The sequence below is a fragment of the Xenorhabdus sp. TS4 genome (genome assembly GCF_014467265.1).
GTDB classification, from domain to species: Bacteria; Pseudomonadota; Gammaproteobacteria; order Enterobacterales; family Enterobacteriaceae; genus Xenorhabdus; species Xenorhabdus ehlersii.
This window is the reverse complement of the sequence record NZ_NKHQ01000011.1, coordinates 79,001-97,250: the sequence shown is the minus strand read 5'-3', so window position 1 is coordinate 97,250 and position 18,250 is coordinate 79,001. Positions and strand designations below refer to the sequence as shown.

21 protein-coding genes and 2 tRNA genes are annotated in these 18,250 nt (G+C 43.3%); 5 read left to right on the top strand and 18 right to left on the bottom strand.

The genetic code is table 11. The features are described 5' to 3' along the window. The first annotated feature begins 14 nt into the window (after positions 1-14). Positions 15-830, top strand: a complete 816-nt coding sequence (locus Xets_RS28100) for a pyridoxal phosphatase (RefSeq protein ID WP_099131165.1) — start codon at positions 15-17, stop codon at positions 828-830. Between the two features lie 62 nt (positions 831-892). On the opposite strand, the gene modC is transcribed toward Xets_RS28100, so the two are convergent. From modC to Xets_RS28080, 4 genes are all read right to left on the bottom strand, one after another. Then, positions 893-1,957, bottom strand: a complete 1,065-nt coding sequence (modC, locus tag Xets_RS28095; RefSeq protein ID WP_187651107.1) for a molybdenum ABC transporter ATP-binding protein ModC — start codon at positions 1,955-1,957, stop codon at positions 893-895. After that, complete coding sequence (gene modB, locus Xets_RS28090; RefSeq protein WP_099131163.1) at positions 1,951-2,643, bottom strand: molybdate ABC transporter permease subunit; 693 nt, start codon at positions 2,641-2,643, stop codon at positions 1,951-1,953. Before modB ends, modC begins: the two co-directional genes overlap by 7 nt. Positions 2,644-2,660: 17 nt before the next feature. Beyond that, on the bottom strand, positions 2,661-3,431 hold the full coding sequence (modA, locus tag Xets_RS28085) for a molybdate ABC transporter substrate-binding protein (protein WP_099131162.1): 771 nt from the start codon (positions 3,429-3,431) through the stop codon (positions 2,661-2,663). A gap of 220 nt (positions 3,432-3,651) precedes the next feature. Further along, positions 3,652-3,786 carry an AcrZ family multidrug efflux pump-associated protein gene (locus Xets_RS28080; protein WP_074018394.1) on the bottom strand — a complete coding sequence of 45 codons (135 nt, stop codon included), beginning with the start codon at positions 3,784-3,786 and terminating at the stop codon, positions 3,652-3,654. 176 nt (positions 3,787-3,962) lie between these two features. Between Xets_RS28080 and modE the strand changes: the two genes are divergently transcribed. From modE to gpmA, 4 genes are all read left to right on the top strand, one after another. Continuing rightward, a complete protein-coding gene (modE, locus tag Xets_RS28075; protein ID WP_099131161.1) occupies positions 3,963-4,751 on the top strand; it encodes a molybdenum-dependent transcriptional regulator in 789 nt (262 codons plus the stop codon). A 118-nt stretch (positions 4,752-4,869) separates the two neighbouring features. Next, positions 4,870-6,354 (top strand): molybdate ABC transporter ATP-binding protein ModF, encoded by a 1,485-nt coding sequence (gene modF / locus Xets_RS28070; RefSeq protein WP_187651108.1) that lies wholly within the window; start codon positions 4,870-4,872, stop codon positions 6,352-6,354. Positions 6,355-6,565: 211 nt separating this feature from the next. Beyond that, positions 6,566-7,405 carry a CPBP family intramembrane glutamic endopeptidase gene (locus Xets_RS28065; protein WP_099131159.1) on the top strand — a complete coding sequence of 280 codons (840 nt, stop codon included), beginning with the start codon at positions 6,566-6,568 and terminating at the stop codon, positions 7,403-7,405. Positions 7,406-7,634: 229 nt separating this feature from the next. Beyond that, positions 7,635-8,387, top strand: coding sequence for a 2,3-diphosphoglycerate-dependent phosphoglycerate mutase (gene gpmA / locus Xets_RS28060; protein WP_074018398.1), 753 nt, complete (start codon positions 7,635-7,637; stop codon positions 8,385-8,387). Between the two features lie 75 nt (positions 8,388-8,462). On the opposite strand, the gene aroG is transcribed toward gpmA, so the two are convergent. From aroG to cydB, 14 genes are all read right to left on the bottom strand, one after another. Then, complete coding sequence (gene aroG, locus Xets_RS28055; protein ID WP_099131158.1) at positions 8,463-9,515, bottom strand: 3-deoxy-7-phosphoheptulonate synthase AroG; 1,053 nt, start codon at positions 9,513-9,515, stop codon at positions 8,463-8,465. A 248-nt stretch (positions 9,516-9,763) separates the two neighbouring features. Next, a complete protein-coding gene (gene pnuC / locus Xets_RS28050; RefSeq protein ID WP_187651109.1) occupies positions 9,764-10,483 on the bottom strand; it encodes a nicotinamide riboside transporter PnuC in 720 nt (239 codons plus the stop codon). A 288-nt stretch (positions 10,484-10,771) separates the two neighbouring features. Then, positions 10,772-10,847, bottom strand: a tRNA-Lys gene (locus tag Xets_RS28045). Between the two features lie 30 nt (positions 10,848-10,877). Then, positions 10,878-10,953: transfer RNA gene (locus tag Xets_RS28040), tRNA-Lys, on the bottom strand. Positions 10,954-11,109: 156 nt separating this feature from the next. Then, positions 11,110-11,862: a cell division protein CpoB gene (gene cpoB, locus Xets_RS28035; RefSeq protein WP_370588214.1), complete on the bottom strand. Its 753-nt coding sequence runs from the start codon at positions 11,860-11,862 to the stop codon at positions 11,110-11,112. A gap of 33 nt (positions 11,863-11,895) precedes the next feature. Continuing rightward, positions 11,896-12,396 (bottom strand): peptidoglycan-associated lipoprotein Pal, encoded by a 501-nt coding sequence (gene pal, locus Xets_RS28030; protein WP_047770281.1) that lies wholly within the window; start codon positions 12,394-12,396, stop codon positions 11,896-11,898. A gap of 42 nt (positions 12,397-12,438) precedes the next feature. Beyond that, positions 12,439-13,725 (bottom strand): Tol-Pal system beta propeller repeat protein TolB, encoded by a 1,287-nt coding sequence (gene tolB, locus Xets_RS28025; RefSeq protein WP_370588200.1) that lies wholly within the window; start codon positions 13,723-13,725, stop codon positions 12,439-12,441. A 189-nt stretch (positions 13,726-13,914) separates the two neighbouring features. Continuing rightward, positions 13,915-14,991, bottom strand: coding sequence for a cell envelope integrity protein TolA (tolA, locus tag Xets_RS28020; protein WP_187651110.1), 1,077 nt, complete (start codon positions 14,989-14,991; stop codon positions 13,915-13,917). Positions 14,992-15,026: 35 nt separating this feature from the next. Next, on the bottom strand, positions 15,027-15,458 hold the full coding sequence (gene tolR, locus Xets_RS28015; protein WP_099131153.1) for a colicin uptake protein TolR: 432 nt from the start codon (positions 15,456-15,458) through the stop codon (positions 15,027-15,029). Positions 15,459-15,482: 24 nt separating this feature from the next. Beyond that, entirely contained in the window at positions 15,483-16,172 is a 690-nt protein-coding gene (gene tolQ / locus Xets_RS28010; RefSeq protein WP_099131152.1) for a Tol-Pal system protein TolQ, read from the bottom strand. After that, on the bottom strand, positions 16,169-16,573 hold the full coding sequence (gene ybgC / locus Xets_RS28005; RefSeq protein ID WP_099131151.1) for a tol-pal system-associated acyl-CoA thioesterase: 405 nt from the start codon (positions 16,571-16,573) through the stop codon (positions 16,169-16,171). The genes tolQ and ybgC overlap by 4 nt, the downstream gene beginning before the upstream one ends. Before the next feature lie 114 nt (positions 16,574-16,687). Then, positions 16,688-16,975 (bottom strand): cyd operon protein YbgE, encoded by a 288-nt coding sequence (gene ybgE, locus Xets_RS28000; protein WP_099131150.1) that lies wholly within the window; start codon positions 16,973-16,975, stop codon positions 16,688-16,690. Beyond that, a complete protein-coding gene (gene cydX, locus Xets_RS27995; protein WP_099131149.1) occupies positions 16,975-17,091 on the bottom strand; it encodes a cytochrome bd-I oxidase subunit CydX in 117 nt (38 codons plus the stop codon). The genes ybgE and cydX overlap by 1 nt, the downstream gene beginning before the upstream one ends. 11 nt (positions 17,092-17,102) lie before the next feature. After that, the gene (gene cydB / locus Xets_RS27990) at positions 17,103-18,242 is read right to left on the bottom strand and encodes a cytochrome d ubiquinol oxidase subunit II (RefSeq protein ID WP_099131148.1); all 1,140 of its coding nucleotides are present in this window, start codon (positions 18,240-18,242) and stop codon (positions 17,103-17,105) included. Positions 18,243-18,250: the final 8 nt, after the last annotated feature.

Genomic DNA, 18,250 nt, shown 5'->3' with positions numbered 1-18,250 from the left:
TTAGAGGCCAACCCATGTCGTATCGCGTTATCGCACTGGATCTAGATGGAACTCTGCTCGATCCACAAAAACGTATTCTGCCAGAATCACTGGCAGCCCTAAATGAAGCCAGCCAATCAGGTATCAAAGTTTTGATTGTAACCGGACGCCATCATGTCGCCATCCATCCTTTCTATCAAGCATTGCAACTCGATACGCCTGCCATCTGCTGCAATGGGGCTTATTCATATGATTATCATGCAAAGAAAGTATTGGCCTCTAATCCACTCTCCGCTCAAGAAGCTTCGCAAGCACTTTCCTATCTGCAAGGCACGGAAGTTCAGCATCTGATGTATGTTGATGATGCCATTTTATATCAATTTCCTCACACTGTAGTCCGAACCCTTGCATGGTCGGATTCCTTGCCTGAACACCAGCGCCCTAATGTCCACCAAACAGATAATTTTCAAGATGCAATCCATAATGTGAATTCGATTTGGAAGTTTGCCACCAGCTCATCCAATTTAGTGAAACTGCGCGAGATTAGTGACCAAATTGAGGAAAATGTTGGCCTTGAGTGTGAATGGTCATGGTTTGATCAGGTTGATATCGCCAAGAAAGGCAATAGCAAAGGCATGCGGTTACAACAATGGGTGGAATCGCAAGGCATGAGTATGAAAGATGTGATTGCTTTTGGTGATAATTATAACGATCTCAGTATGCTGGAGAACGTTGGGTTGGGCGTCGCGATGGGTAATGGCGTTGATGCCGTCAAAGAACGCGCAGATATTGTCACACGGGACAATACCCAACCCGGCATTGCTGAAGTTCTGAGAAAATACGTACTGTAATTCAATCCAACGGGAGCAAATCAGTCCACTGCTCTGCTCCCTATATATAACGTCCTATATATTTATAAGTGACGATTCAACGAAACACTTTTTATCTGTGCATACAACCATTGCCCTGCCCGCAGATTAAGCTCTTCCCGCGCCCACGGCGTAATTCTTGCCCATAGGCAATGTTCACTCAGTGCTAATTTGATATCAACCTGACCATTATCTTCGAAAAACTCAATGACTTTGACTTGCAAGGTGTTACGGATGCTACTGGCTTTTGGTGGCTCCAAGACCAACGAAACATCGGATGCATCAATACGGATACGCAGATCAGTTCCTGGAGAAACATTAACTTGTGGCAACCAAAGAAGTTTGTCAGCCACCGCAACTGCGGTCATTTGATAACGTTGATGATGTTCCATCACAGAAACTTTCAGTATGCTACCTAGACTCTCTTTTTGCAGCCACGGACGCAGTGCACTGCTCGACCAGACTTCTTCCAAGGTTCCTGTTGCCCTGATTTTTCCGTTGTCCATGACAATAACATTCTCTGCCAAACGTAAAATTTCATCCAAACTGTGACTGACATAAAGGATCGGGATTTTGACGTCTTCGGACAGCTTTTCAAGATAAGGTAATAACTCGCGTTTACGCGGTAAATCTAATGATGCCAGCGGTTCATCCATAAGCAGGATTTCAGGAGCAGTCAATAATGCACGGCCAATCGCTACTCTCTGTCTTTCTCCACCAGATAATGTGATGGGGAAACGTGACAGTAAATGTTCAATTCCCAACAGGCCAATGATGCTGTCAAACTGGGGTTTCATCTCTGGTGCCATGCCGTACTGTAAGTTTCCCTTCACGCGATAATGCGGGAAAAGGCGCGCATCCTGAAAAACATAACCAATTCGGCGCTTCTCTGGTGGCACAAAGATATTTTGCTCTGTATCCACTAAGGTAGCGCCGTTTAAAACAATGCGACCTTTTTGTGGACGGCTCAATCCCGCAATCACATTGATCAGTGAGGTTTTTCCTGCCCCCGAAAGACCAAATATGGCAGTGATACTTTCCGTTGGTAAAGTAGTATCCACCTGCATGTGCAGCTCACCCAAGCGCTGCTCAAAATCCAGCTCTAACATGCTGCCCCCAAACGTTTTCTGCCCCAACGTGTCAACCACTCGGAAAGCATTAATGAAATCAGTGCCAAGACAATAGCAATGACGCACAAACGGGCTGCGGCGGTTTCAGCGCCTGGCGTTTCTATCAAGGTATACATGGCAAGAGGAATGGTTCGGGTCTCCCCCGGAATATTGGAAACAAAGGTAATGGTGGCACCAAATTCTCCCAATGAACGGGCGAACGCCAATACCGCACCAACAATGATGCCAGGTAATGACAATGGCAAAATAATGGTGAAAAAGACTTTAAACGAACCTGCCCCCAAAGTACGGGCAGCCTGTTCCAGGCGCCGATCAATGCTTTCCAATGACAACCGAATGGCCCTGACCATCAGCGGAAAAGCTACCACAGCCGAAGCTAATGCCGCCCCTGTCCAATTAAATGCAAAACTGACACCAAACCAGTCATAAAGGAATTCTCCTATGACCCCGCGCCGCCCCATGCTGATGAGCAACAGATATCCCACCACTACTGGTGGTAATACCAGTGGTAGATGAATAATGCTGTCAAGCAGGGATTTACCAACAAACTGGCAACGAGCCAGCATCCATGCCATTAAGATCCCAAATGGCAAACTGAATAGCACAGCAATCGCTGAGATTTTTAAGCTCAATAAAATTGCCTGCCACTCATATTCACTTAACATCTCCAAAAGATCAGTTCCTACAGTGGACTAAAGCCGTAACGTTTAAAAATGGCAGCGGCTTCAGGGGTTTTAAGGTAATCATAAAAATCGCGAACCGCCTGTCTTTCATGACCTTTGATTATTGCCATCGGATATTCCACCCGTTTATGGCTTTCAGGTGGGAAAACACCCACAACTTTCACCTTATTGCTGGCAACGGCATCAGAGCCATAAACAATGCCCAGCGGGACTTCGGCTCGTTCTACCAAGGCCATACCACTACGCACATTGTTAGTACGTGCCATCAGTGGATTAACCGTATCCCATGCATTCAAATATTGCAGCGATTCTTTAGCATAAATACCAACTGGTACATGATCAGGATCGCCAACCGCTAATCGCCCTCCTGCCAGCAAAGATTTCCATTTTGTTTCTCGGTTGATCTCAACTTGATCCAAGTTACTTTCTTTAGGGGCAATCAGGACAAGCTGGTTACCCAACAAGGTATGACGAGTATTTTCGGCAATTAATTGTTTGTCAGTAGCATAATTCATCCACTGCTGATCGGCAGAAATGAAAATATCCGCAGGTGCTCCCTGCACTATCTGACGTGCCAGTGTTGATGATGAAGCATAGGAGGCAACAATATCGCCCCGTTTCTCTTTTTTATACTGTGCCGCAATATCATCCAATGCATTGGTTAATGAAGCAGCCGCAAAAACCGTCACCTTATCTGCGGCCCAGACATTCCCGACAAGCGCAAAAGTGACCGCAGCCCCTGCCAGCAACTGATAAACTTTATTTTTCATTTTACACTCACCTAAGATAATCAATATGGTGCGTTGTATATAACAAGATACAACGTTAAATGAAAACGCCATTCTTAGATTAATCGGCAAGTTGTGAGTTAGTTTTAGTTTTTATGTTGATCTCAATGCAACAATTACATATGAAAAGTTGCATATGAAGAGAAGACAGGAATTGATGATTACCCGGATAACCGGGTAATAGAAATTGTAAAGCTCAAGACTATCGACTGGTATTTTCTGTTTTGGAGATAAGATTGAATAATCCTCCAAGCCCGTAAATCAACGCCAAAATAGCCGCCATCACCACGGGGACCATGATCAGCGCAAATCCCATACTTTTAAGCAATTCAAACATGCTAACCTCATATCCTGAGTGACTAACAAATTAACTGTGTCATATCTGAATCTGACATAACACAGACGTTAATTGGGTTATTCTAGACAATAAAACAGTAACAGTAACCGACGAAACGTGCGATTCTTATGGTTCTGTTGTAAAAACTTTCAAATAGTTGCCCTAAATAAACCACTATGCAAGCCCAAATATTATTAACACTAAAATTGCAACAACGTCTGTTCGCTGATCCCCGACGAATTGCGTTGCTTAAGCAAATTAAAATCACGGGTTCTATCAGCCAAGGCGCAAAACAGACTAGGATCAGCTATAAAAGTGCCTGGGATGCCATCAATGAAATGAATCAGCTCGCCGATGAAATCCTGGTGGAACGTGCCACGGGTGGAAAAGGCGGCGGCGGTGCCCAACTTACCCATTATGGCGAACGTCTGTTGCAGCTTTATGATTTGCTGGAGAAAATTCAACAAAAAGCGTTTGATGTTTTAAAAGAGGATTCCCTGCCTCTGGATAGCTTGCTTGCGGCTATATCTCGTTTTTCGTTACAAACCAGTGCCCGAAATCAATTTTTTGGTACGATCATTGAACGTAGCCACGCAAATATTCAACAACATGTTCGGGTTCTGCTGGCAGATGGTAAAACATCAATCTATGCGGCTGTCACGGAACAAAGTGCCAATCGGCTGAATTTAGTTACCGGAAAAGAAGTACTGGTGTTAATTAAAGCGCCGTGGATAACCTTAACTAAACATGCTCCTTCTGTCCCATTCGATAATATCCTATCCAGCCAGGTGAGCCATATTGAAACAGGAACAGAATACAGTGAAATTATTCTGACACTTGATGGCGGTGAATCCCTTTGTGTTACGTTATCTAATCAGGAAGTAACCCATTTGCAACTCCAGCCCCGCGATTCTGTCACCGCACTTTTCAATGCCGACAAAGTGATTATTGCTACCCTATGTTAAATCGATTGCAAAAATGATTAACTCTCAATGAATAACAAATAGCTACACATTGACATTGAACATTATTCCGCTTATTTCTGATGATCCTTTAATTGATGTTGCTTAAAAAGGAAGAAAAATGTCTGAATTGCAAATAACGCAAGGTAGTTTCCGTTTAAGTGACACCCGTACCCTACGGCTACCGTCGCTGAAAATTATTTCTGGGGAAAGTTGGGCTTTTGTTGGCGCAAATGGCAGTGGAAAATCTTCATTAGCTCGTGCACTGTCGGATGAATTAATCCAACTGGCAGGTGACCGTCATTGTTCGTTTCGCACACCAATACGTCTATCTTTCGAACAATTACAGAAACTGATTGATGAAGAGTGGCAACGCAACAATACAGATTTGCTCAGTGAAGGAGAAGAGGATACTGGGCGTACTGCCGCAGACATCATCCAACTTCACCATAAAGACAATGAATTGTGCCTTGAATTAAGCGAATATTTTGGTATTAAGGATCTACTCTCACGACGATTCAAATACCTTTCAACAGGGGAAGTTCGTAAGGTTTTGCTATGTCAGGCATTAATGGTAAACCCAGATCTGCTTATCCTTGATGAACCTTTTGATGGGCTAGATAATTATGCCCGCAATCAACTTTCCCAATTGTTGAGTTCTCTGGCTGCAAAAGGCATTACTTTAGTTTTAATCTTAACCCGATTCCATGAAATTCCTGATTTTGTCGAACAAGTCGGTGTATTGGCGGATTGTCACCTGACGCTGGCCGGAAAGAAAAAACGCATTTTAGCAGAGTCTCTCGTGGCACAGTTAGCACACAGTGAAGGGCTAAAAAACATTCGTCTTCCCGAAACAGATGAATACCGGACTGATGGACAACTTCCAGCTGATCAACCGTTAGTGTCAATGCGTGATGTTATTGTCCAATACAATGATAAACCCATTTTGCACGGCTTAAGCTGGCAAGTGAATCCTAATGAACACTGGCAAATCATCGGTGAAAATGGCGCTGGAAAATCGACACTCCTCAACCTGATTACGGGCGATCACCCCCAAGGTTACAGCAATGAGTTAATATTATTTGGCCGCCAACGGGGAAGTGGTGAAACGATTTGGGACATCAAACGTTATATTGGTTATGTCAGTAACAGTATTCATCTGGGGTATCGTGTCAGTACCAACGTTCGGAATGTTATTCTATCGGGTTTCTTCGATTCAATAGGACTCTATCAGGCCGTTTCAGATCGGCAGCAACAGTTAGCCGATGAGTGGCTGGATTTATTGGGGCTATCGGGAGCAACAGCAACTAGCCCCTTTCATAGTTTGTCATGGGGGCAACAGCGGTTAGTTTTGATTGCCCGTGCTCTGGTGAAGCATCCCGCTTTATTGATCTTGGATGAACCTTTACAAGGGCTTGATCCTCTAAACCGCCAGTTAGTCCTGCGCTTCATTGATATCATGATTGCTCATGGTGATACGCAGCTTCTGTTTGTTTCTCATCATCAAGAAGATGCGCCACAGTGCATTACCCATCGCCTGCGATTTATTTCTGACGGTGATATTTATCGGTATGAAACTGAAAATATTTCCTTAGAATCGCTGTAATTTTCATTCTTCGCTCAATATATGACTATGATCCCTCTCTTGATGGAGAGGGGTTCCTGTTACCGTTCTATTTAATCACTCTTTAATAAAATCAAGTCATATTTTTTTGATATTTTTTATTATTATTTTTGAATTTTTTAACCATTACTATAAAATCACCGTCCATTTTTAGACTATTTCATTGGTTTTTTTAAAGATAATAGGGAATTATATGGCTTGGGCATTACTTGCCATTGCATTGGCGCTTTTAGAGAGTCGCCAGAAAATTGCTTTTTTCGTCGCGCTCTTCGCTATCATTGTTGGGATCAGCACTAACGTACTTACCTATCCCGCTATAATCACGCTGACAGTGATAACTCTTTTAGGTATGGCATATATTTATTGCCAAAAAAACAGCAAAAAACATTTTGTCCCCAAAATCGTTATAGAGCTGTTATTGCTCATTGGTGGTATTTTACTGTTTGTGCATTACATTCCAGGATTCCATAACCTCAAGTATCTGGATAAAGTGCAGGCAGGCCCGCTCAGCGCTCCTTTTTCAATGTATTTCAACTTTGACAAAGCGCTGCTACCATTTATCCTGATATTTTGTATGCCTACTCTGTTCACCAGAAAACCTTTGGCTAATGCACCTGCTCATGGATGGGCATTATTGATCGCAGCTATTCCAGCATTATTATGGCTTGCAACCGTATTAGGTGGATTGTCCGTTGAACTCCATTTACCTAATTGGTTCCCTGCTTTTGTTATTGCTAATCTTTTCTTTGTCTCTTTGGCTGAAGAAGCGCTGTTTCGTGGCTATATTCAGCAGAAGCTCAGTCAATGGATGAATCCTTACTTAGCCCTTGTCATTACCTCCCTGCTGTTTGGCGCTGCCCATTTTGCGGGCGGTGGTTTGCTGGTGATTTTTGCTACGCTGGCAGGATTAATTTATGGCCTGACCTGGCTGTGGAGTGGGCGTTTATGGGTGGCTGTTGCTTTCCATTTTTCACTCAATCTGATGCATCTGCTATTTTTCACCTACCCAATAAAATCAGTAGTCATGCACTAAACTGAATTCCATTTGATCTGAATTGTCTCCTTCTATTCGGGGACGGTTCAGATCATAAACTCCCCGCTATCCCCTTCTTTCCGGATATATAATCGCCGTAATTATCACCAAACATGATTTAAAACAGGAGATACGAGACTATTGTTTGCCGTTTTAGCCTGTCGCGCCATATAATGCCCGCAGCGATCTTTTCATTTTGTATTAAAAAGTACTGATAGGAGTTTAAGCTATGGCTGTAACTAAACTGGTTCTTGTAAGGCACGGAGAAAGCGAGTGGAACAAAGAGAACCGTTTTACTGGCTGGACTGACGTTGAATTGTCCGACAAAGGCCGCTCTGAAGCACAACAAGCTGGTCAACTATTGAAAGAAGAAGGTTTTACTTTTGATTTCGCCTATACTTCCGTTCTAAAGCGTGCTATTCACACTTTGTGGAATATTCTGGACCAAGTTGATCAGCAATGGCTACCTGTTGAGAAAAGCTGGAAACTGAATGAACGTCACTACGGCGCATTACAAGGTCTGGATAAAGCAGAAACCGCAGCCAAATACGGCGATGATCAAGTTAAATTGTGGCGTCGTGGCTTCGCTATTACTCCTCCTGATTTGACCAAAGATGATGAACGTTACCCAGGCCACGATCCTCGTTACGCCAGCCTGAAACCAGAAGAACTCCCAGTCACTGAAAGCCTTGCTACTACTATTGAGCGTGTTATTCCTTATTGGGAAGAAGTTATCAAGCCTCGTGTAGAAAAAGGCGAAAAAGTCATTATCGCTGCTCACGGTAACTCCCTGCGGGCATTGGTAAAGTATCTGGATAATATGAGTGAAGAAGAAATTCTTGAACTGAACATTCCAACTGCTGTACCACTGGTTTATGAGTTTGATGAGAACATGAAACCTATCAAACACTATTATCTAGGCAACGCTGATGAAATCGCGGCAAAAGCGGCGGCAGTTGCAAATCAGGGTAAAGCGAAGTAATCCTCAACGGTCGCATAAAAAGAATGTTAAAAGCCGGATTGATTTCCGGCTTTTTTATGGTATTTTTGCGATAAATTAACTTCTGCGGCTCTGGACGGCCTGAGACAACTGGAACAGTAACGCTTCTGTATCTTCCCAGCCAATACAACCGTCAGTCACACTTTGACCATACACCAAAGGCTTATCACTCTCCAGACTTTGGTTTCCTTCAACCAGATGACTTTCAACCATAACACCAATGATCGCATTTTCACCACCCGCAATCTGGCCGCAGACATCAACACCGACATCCATTTGTCTTTTGAACTGCTTCGCGCTATTTGCATGGCTGAAATCAATCATCACGCAGGGAGCCAAACCCGCTTTTTTTAACCCTTCTTTAACGGCACTGACATGTTCGGCACTGTAATTAGGCTCTTTGCCACCACGCAGAATAATGTGGCAATCTTGATTGCCTATTGTATTCACAATCGCGGAGTGACCCCATTTCGTGACAGACAAGAAACAGTGCGATGAACTCGCTGAATTAATCGCATCAATAGCGACTTTGATCGTTCCATCTGTGCCATTTTTGAAACCAACCGGGCAGGACAACCCCGATGCCAACTCGCGATGAATTTGAGACTCCGTTGTACGTGCCCCTATTGCGCCCCAGCTCATGAGATCTGCTAAATACTGAGGAGTAATCATATCCAGGAATTCGCCTGCCGCAGGTAACCCCATATTATTAATATCGAGCAATAACTTACGGGCAGTACGTAATCCGCCATTGATATTAAAACTGCAATCCATGCTTGGATCGTTAATCAACCCTTTCCAGCCGATAGTTGTGCGGGGCTTTTCAAAGTAAACCCGCATGATAATTTCCAAATCGGCTTTCAATTCTTCACGTAATTTATTCAAGCGCGCTGCATATTCTAACGCCGCTTGTGGATCATGAATTGAACATGGACCAATCACTACCAATAGACGATCATCTTCACCAATTAAAATATTATGAATAGATTCACGTGCCTTACGAACAGTAATAGCACTCTCTTCTGTGGCCGGAAATTTTTCGAGTAATGCAACTGGTGGTAATAATTCTGTTATTTTTCTTATTCTTATATCGTCATTCTGGTAATTCATTATCCTTTCACCTAATACGTTTACAGTTATTTAAAATAATTTTGTGATCTCAATCTAACTGTTAGGCGTTGTTCTGTAAATAATCTTTGTGAGTAAAAATAGAATACTTTTTTATGGAAAATGCCATTGAGAGTAAAAATGATGTTAATTCAAATAAATAGACAAATAAGAAGAAAGTGTTTTGTAGAAAAATATCAAATAACAGGCCATAGAACGTTAATTATCTATGGCCGATGATCGCTTTTAATTTACATTTTCTTTTGGTTGTTATCCGCTTGTTTCGCTGCCTTGATCCACAGGCGAGCACCATTTAATGCAATACCTGTCAAAATAATATATTGCAGCGACATCGCCAAAACACCTTGATAGTAATAAATCACGACACTGATAACATCTATGATGACCCAAATCAGCCAGTTTTCTACATACTTACGCGTCATCAGTATCATTGCCACAATGGATAATACTGTCATCACTGAATCCCAGAATGGGAAAGCATCAGGCTGTAAATCAGGCATGATGATATTAAAGCCTATTCCCTGTAGAGCAAGCACCACCACTTTTGCCATATAACCAAATAATTGATCGATATTAAATGTCATGATCAATATGGCAAAAATGGAAACCGCGGCAACAACAGCCATCTGTTTAGGGTTGAGCCACCGGATTTTAAGCTCTATTTGTTTTTGCTCATTGACTCGGCTCCATGCATACCAACCATAGATATTGGCCGCGAAGAAAAAGATTTGCAGAATGAGGCTAGCGTAGAGTTGAATTTGAAAGAAGATGACAGCGAAGAGTGAGACATTAATTAATCCAAACAGGTAATTAATGATTTTCTCCTGACTAGCGAGCCAAATACATAACAGCCCTGCTATCGTACCAATCGCTTCAATATATGAAAGGTTATAGCCGCCCGTTCCTAGTGGTATATGCACTAATATGTTATCAATGTTGAAAAAATCCATACTTTCTTATCCTTACCATAAATAATGTTTAGTATATCAATACAAAAAACATGAAATTACGAGATAATTAGGCTATTTTGCTCTTTTCTGTTTTATATACTAAACAAGATAGCGAATTTAAGAAAAAAAGTCTTTAATTATTTTAAAGATTTAAAAACGATAAGGAAAAAATGTGAAGTCGGTAATCAACTTATTAAGCTATCTGCTGCGATCAATTGATTAAAAGTCAACTGTTCTACTGACTGAGTTAACGACTTATCTAAGGAGTGTTTGAGTTAAGAATCTAGATGGTGGGTCGTGCAGGATTCGAACCTGCGACCAATTGATTAAAAGTCAACTGCTCTACCGACTGAGCTAACGACCCATCTAAGGAGTACTTGAGTGAGAGTTTAGATGGTGGGTCGTGCAGGATTCGAACCTGCGACCAATTGATTAAAAGTCAACTGCTCTACCGACTGAGCTAACGACCCATCTAAACCTGTTTGGCAGTTATCTTTGCCAACGGCGGCATATATTACTGATTTCTCAGTGTGACGCAATGTTTATTTTAGAAAACTTGTTTAAATGCTTATTAAGCAGTCAATCATCCCCCAAAAGACCGATATCTGACCTTTCGGGGATAATTATTACATCCCGGAAAGCTTTTTCCCGGCCATTTTTGCTGCATTAGTACCAGGATATTGCTTAACCACCTGCTGATAAACCGCCTTCGCTTTATCCTTTTGCCCCTTTTCCTGCATGATTAAACCAACTTTATACAGGGAATCACTGCTTTTTTGTGACTTGGGATAGTCTTTCACGACAGTGGCAAAATAATAAGCCGCATCGTCTTTCTTGCCTTTGTTGTAATTCAACTGCCCTAACCAATAATTGGCATTCGGCAAATATTTAGACTTGGGATAGGTTTTAGCAAAGTTTTGAAATGCGACAATCGCTTTATCATATTCTTTGGTGTTGATAGCCAAAGAAACGGCAGCATCGTAATCACTTTTTTCACTTCCTGTACTCGCTGACACAGCAGATTGTTTATTCCCAGCAGGTGCCGAAGATACAGCATTACGATTTTCTGGCTCTGAACTCTCTGCACTGGATGGATTGGTGATTTTATCCAATTGCAGATAAAGATCTTTTTGGCGTTCAATGATCTGATTTAATTGATACTGGTTTTCCTGAATTTGACCACGGAGTGTATCGATATCACGTTGAGAATCAGAAAGCTGTTGCTGGAGCTGAGTTAATAATTGACTATGAGCGTCAGAAATACGCTCTAATTGGGAGAGGCGCTCATCGGTGGAGCCTGAGCCGACATTACTGATTGGCGCTCGGGCGGTAGCGGCCCAAGGAGCCGCTACGCCAACCAATAACGACAGACCCAACATATAACGTCTGAAGTTACTGTTCATGCATTACTCTTAGTATACGATCACAGCGCGACGGTTTTTCGCATATGCTGCTTCGTCATGGCCAAGTACAGCTGGTTTTTCTTTACCGTAAGAAACGATAGCAAGCTGATCAGCGGAAACGCCTTTGCCTTGCAGATACATTTTCACTGCGTTCGCACGACGCTCACCCAGAGCAATGTTGTACTCTGGAGTACCACGCTCGTCCGCGTGACCTTCGATAGTCACTTTAACAGATGGGTTAGTACGCAGGAAGGCAGCGTGTGCATCCAACATCTGAGCAAATTCGCTGTTGATGTCATACTTATCGAAACCGAAGTATACGATGTTGTTGTTTTGCAGCTCTTGCATCTGCTGACGTGCTAATTCTTCAGCAGACAGAGTCTTAGAAGAATTATCAACAGTGCTTACACCAGACTGATCATTATTGCCAGTTTTGTTAGAACTACACGCTGCTACGGCCATGATTGGTAAAGCTAACATCAGCCCTTTTAGCACTTTGTTCAGTTGCATCTCTTTGATCCTTTTATAGTTTGCCATACATATTATTATGCATCACAGATACGGCGACCAGGCAGGGAATTTTACCTGTCCATCGGTAGCCGGAAGACGCGATTTGAAACGCCCATCAGTCGAAACTAGCTGCAATACAGTTCCCCACCCTTGAGTGGAGCTATAAATCACCATAGTGCCATTAGGTGCGATGCTCGGCGTTTCATCCAGAAACGTATCTGTCAAGACTTGGACAGATCCCGTTGCCAGATCTTGTTTGGCGATATGCTGACTGCCACTCGCTGAGCTAACCATCACAATAAAACTACCGTCAGGGCTAACATCTGCATCTTGGTTTTGTGGTCCTTCCCAAGTTAGGCGTTGTGGAGCACCGCCATTAATATCGATTTTATACAATTGTGGACGCCCACCCTGATCTGAGGTATAGACCAGTGTCTGGTTATCTGGCATCCAGCTTGGCTCAGTATTATTACTGCGGCCATCAGTGATCTGACGGATTTGGCCAGACGCTAAATCCATCACGTAAAGATTCAAACTGCCGGTTTTAGATAATGCAAAAGCAAGTTTAGTTCCATCCGGAGAAAATGCGGGAGCTCCGTTATGGCGAGGGAACGAAGCTACCTGACGAACAGCACCTGTTGCCAGTGTTTGAATAATCAGCGTAGAGCGACCACCTTCAAATGTAACATAGGCAAGTTTGGAAGCATCTGGCGACCAGGCTGGTGACATCAATGGGTCCGGTGAGCTATGTACGGTAAATTGATTATAACCATCATAATCAGAAACACGCAGCTCATCTCGATTCTTACCCGCACTGTTATTTTTAACGACATAAGCTATACGAGTAGTAAATGCACCTCTAATACCTGTCAGTTTTTCAAATACCTGATTACTGGCTGTGTGTGCCGCGAAACGTAACCATTTCTTTTCAACTGTGAATTGTTCTTGCGCCAAGACCGTTCCTGGCGCACCAGCAACGTCAACAAGCTGATAAGAAACCAGGAATTTACCATCTGCACTGGGTTGAATATGTCCAACAACGACTGAATCGATCCCTAACGCCGCCCATGCCGCAGGCGTCACCTCTGATGCAGTAGTCGGTTGTTGCGGCATACGAGCAGAATCAATCGGATTAAATTTCCCACTATTTCTCAAATCCGCGGCAATAATTGAACCAATATTTTCAGGTGACTCGCCCGCTCCAGTCCATTTAAATGGGACAATCCCAATAGGACGAGCAGAATCAACACCCTGCGTAATTTCAATGCGAACCTCTGCATGAGCAAGTGCTGCCCACATCACCAGAAAGCCCAGTATGACTTTAAACATCTGTTTAAAAGTTTGCTTCATCATCTCTCCCTTATCGCGATCTTTTATCTGCCGCAATAATCCGCCGGATTCTAACAAACGCCAACAAACAAAACTAGATACCTAAATAAAATCTAATAATTTTGTTTGTACATCTAAATTATTCGAAAGTTTGCTTAGAGCATAACGATTATCTACCAAACATTTAACTTACTGCGGTTTAAATTCTAGCGTGAAATTCTTAAAATATTCATAAACCTCTTTGCTTGGTGGAGGCGGCATTTTTTTTGCCAAATTAGCGGCGGTAATTGCAGCTCGACATAACGCCGGATCACCCGCTCCTGCTTTGATATCAATCAGTAATCCATCTGGCGCCAGCTTTATATTTAAATCACAAGTACGACCAATATACAGGTTCGAATCGTAAAATTTACTCTCTATTGCAGCCTGAACTTTCCCCAGATAACTATTAATATCTTGTTGAGAAAGACCACTTTTCTTACCGCCACCTTTTCCTGCCGCAGCCGCTCCCCCCAGCTTAGGTGTATTAGACGTTAATCCACCTAACAGATCATTAACCGTTTGAGCTTGTTTTGCTGCTTCTATCTTGGCTTTTGCTTTTTTAGCCTCTGCTTCTGCCTTAGCTTTCTCTTCTGCTGCTGCCTTGGCCTTAGCTTCGGCTTCCGCTTTAGCTTTTGCCTCAGCCGCCGCTTTACGTTTTGCCACCTCTTCCGCTTCTTTCTTCGCTTGGGCTTCCGCTTTCTGTCGGGCTTCAGCTTGCTCTTTTAGAATTCGTTCTTTTTCTGCCAGTGCTTTTGCCGCCGCTTCTTCTGCCTGCTTTTGATCTTCACGCGCTTTGGCAGCGGCGGCATCAGCCTGCTCCTGCTCTTCACGTGCTTTAGCAGCAGCAACTTCAGATTGTTTTTTCTGCGCTTCAGCTTCTTGCAATGCTTTAATTCGCTCTTCTTCAGCCGCTTTCAAGCGTTCCTGTTCTTCCGCCTGTCTTGCCCGCAATTCAGCCGCTTGTTGCTCAGCTTTTTTCTTCCGCTGTTGTTCAGCTAACTTTGCATTGGCCTGTTGCTGTTGCTGCTGGTTATATTGCTGCACGACCGCATTCGGATCAACCATAACTGCATCAATGACAGTACCACTTTGTCCACCGCCCCCCATTTCTGTTTTTTGCACCAAAGAACCCCAAATCAGAAATCCGATCAGGATAATGTGCAATATTACCGAAATGATAATAGCGCGATTCAGCCTATTATTTTGCTCGCTTGTCTTTCCCACACTCGACATCCAGAAACTTTAAGTGACAGCCGTTGTCAGGCGCCGATAGGCTGAGTCATTAAGCCCACCGATTTAACACCTGCCTGACGAAGCATATTCAACGCTTTGATAATTTCATCATAAGGAACTTCCTTAGAACCACCGATCAAGAAAATCGTTTTCGGATTGGCTTTCATCACGGTTTGAGCTTCTGCAACGATTTGCTGTTCAGGTAATAATTCCAAGCGTTCCTGATTAACAATCATGCTGTACTGCCCTACCCCAGAAACTTCCACAATGACCGGCGGATTATCAGTGCTGGAAACTGTCTTTGAATCCACCGAATCAGGTAAATCAACTTCCACACTTTGCGTGATAATCGGTGCTGTTGCCATGAAAATAAGCAGCAATACCAGCAACACGTCCAGCAAGGGGACGATATTGATCTCGGATTTTAGCTCACGTCTGCGACTACGAGTGCGCGCCATTCGCTGATTTCCCCTTACGATTTATTACGACTTATTAGTATTGGAAGCAAAAGCCTGACGATGCAGGATAGCCAGGAATTCTTCCATAAAATTATCGTAAACTTGTTCTAGTTTGTTAACCCTCTGGTTCAGGCGGTTATAGGCCATCACCGCAGGAATTGCCGCAAACAAGCCGATAGCTGTTGCAATCAAAGCTTCAGCAATACCAGGCGCAACCATTTGCAGAGTTGCTTGTTTGACCGCTCCCAACGCAATAAAGGCATGCATGATCCCCCAAACCGTACCAAACAAACCAATATAAGGGCTGATGGAACCTACCGTACCCAGAAATGGAATATGATTTTCCAATACTTCCAATTCACGATTTAATGAAATACGCATGGCACGGGAAGCCCCTGTGATAACAGCTTCTGGAGCATGGTTATTTGCCTGATGTAAACGAGCAAATTCTTTAAACCCGGAATGGAATATCTGCTCAGTACCACTTAACGAATCACGGCGTGACTGACTTTCTTTGTAAAGGCGAGATAATTCAATACCAGACCAAAATTTATCTTCAAATGCTTCTGCCTCACGGCTTGCGGCATTAAGGATTTTTGTTCGTTGAATAATGATTGCCCAAGAGACGATAGAGAAGCCAATCAAAATCAGCATGATCAGCTGCACTAAGAAACCTGCCTTAAGAAATAAATCAAGGATGTTCATGTCAGTCACTGCTTAAACTCCGCGACAATAGACTTTGGAAGCGCAATTGGCTTCATTTGAGATGAATTCACGTAGACAACCAGGCATTCTGCGCTGCTGACAACTACGCCATTACAATCGACAATTCGTTGAATAAATGTCAGAGAAGCACCACGGATATTCGTAACTTCGCTTTCAACAACCAGTTGGTCATCCAGTTTTGCTGGTTTCCGGTAGTCAATCGTCATGCGACTAACAACAAAGCCAACTTGTTCATCTAGCATAGACTGTTGGTGGAAACCTCTTTCCCGCAACATCTCTGTACGAGCTCTTTCGTAAAAACCCAAATACCGAGCGTGATAAACCACACCACTAGCATCTGTGTCTTCGTAGTAAACACGGATAGGCCAACGGAATAACATATTACTCATATAATCCTAATTAGGCGAATTGACGCTGTCACTATACTTAAGACAATAGCGCTTTGGAATGACTTGTCAGTAAAAAAAATTTATAGGCCGACGGCCTATAAAATTACAATTAGTTTACTTAAAGAAATGATATAAGCCAAAAAGAAGAATGAAAAATGCAGGTAACGGATGAAAAAATAATTGCCAGATAATACGCTTAGGATGAAAACCAACACCAAAAGTAACGCCAGAACAAACTCCCCAGATCAATAAACTACCTTGCCATATTTGTAGTGAACTGGTATTGGCAGCAAAACGTGCAGGATCCCAAAACACACATGCAGCAAGTGTTAAGGCGATAATGAGGATAAGAGCCCTCAATAGGCTCTTATCCATAAGTTGGTAGCATTTATCAGCCAACATTATTTTTTGTCACTCTCAGAAGCGTTCTGTGATTCGCTATGCTCAAGTGCCAAAGCAGCAATGACCGCAAAGCTACAAGCCAAAAGCGTTCCGAGAATCCAAGCAAAATACCACATGCCTATGCTCCTTAGTACAGTGAGTGTTTGTTGTTATCAATATAGTTCTTATCCAAACGCCCGAAGGTTTTGTAATAACACCAAATGGTATAAGACAGCACGATAGGAACGAAGATAAGTGCAACAACGAACATAATTTGCAACGTCCACTGACTGGATGTCGCATCCCACATTGTCAGACTGACATTCGGATCAATGCTTGATGGCATCACGAACGGGAACATAGCAATACCTGAAGTCAGGATAATACAAGCTACTGTCAGTGATGAGAACAAGAATGCCCAGGCACCTTTATCCATCCAGGTAGCCAGCATAGTCAGCAGAGGAAGCAATACGCCCAACACAGGTATAGCCCACAGAACCGGATAGTTATTGAAGTTGGTCAGCCATGCGCCTGCCTGCTGGATGACTTCTTTATGTAATGGATTGGATGCCGCATTAACATCCAAGCCTCCCGTTACAACATAGCCATCAATGCCATAAATCAGCCATATCCCTGCCAACAGGAATGCAATTGCCGTTATCGCTGCACAAACATGGGTTGCAGTACGGGAGCGCAGGTGCAGTTCGCCTGTTGTACGCATTTGCAGATAAGTTGCACCCTGCGTCACAATCATCATCAGGCTAATCACCCCGGCCAGCAATCCATAAGGGTTCAGCAATCCAAAGAATGAACCCTCGTAGGAGACACGCAGGTAAGAATCTACCGCCAGCGGTACGCCCTGCAGCAAGTTACCAAATGCCACCCCGATAACCAATGCAGGTACGAAGCTACCGATAACCAGCCCCCAATCCCACATATTGCGCCATTTGCTGCTTTCCAGTTTTGAACGGTAATCGAAGCCAACCGGACGGAAAAACAGTGCTGCCAAGACCAGAATCATTGCCACATAAAAGCCAGAGAAAGCGGCTGCATATACCATCGGCCATGCGGCAAATAGGGCCCCCCCCGCGGTAATTAACCAAACTTGGTTACCATCCCAGTGCGGGGCAACTGAGTTAATCATGATGCGGCGTTCGGTATCATTTTTACCAATGAGCCGCAGCAGGATACCAACTCCCATGTCGAAACCATCAGTCACCGTGAAACCGATCAGTAACACACCAATCAGCAGCCACCATATAAATCGTAATACATCATAATCAAGCATAAGTGGAC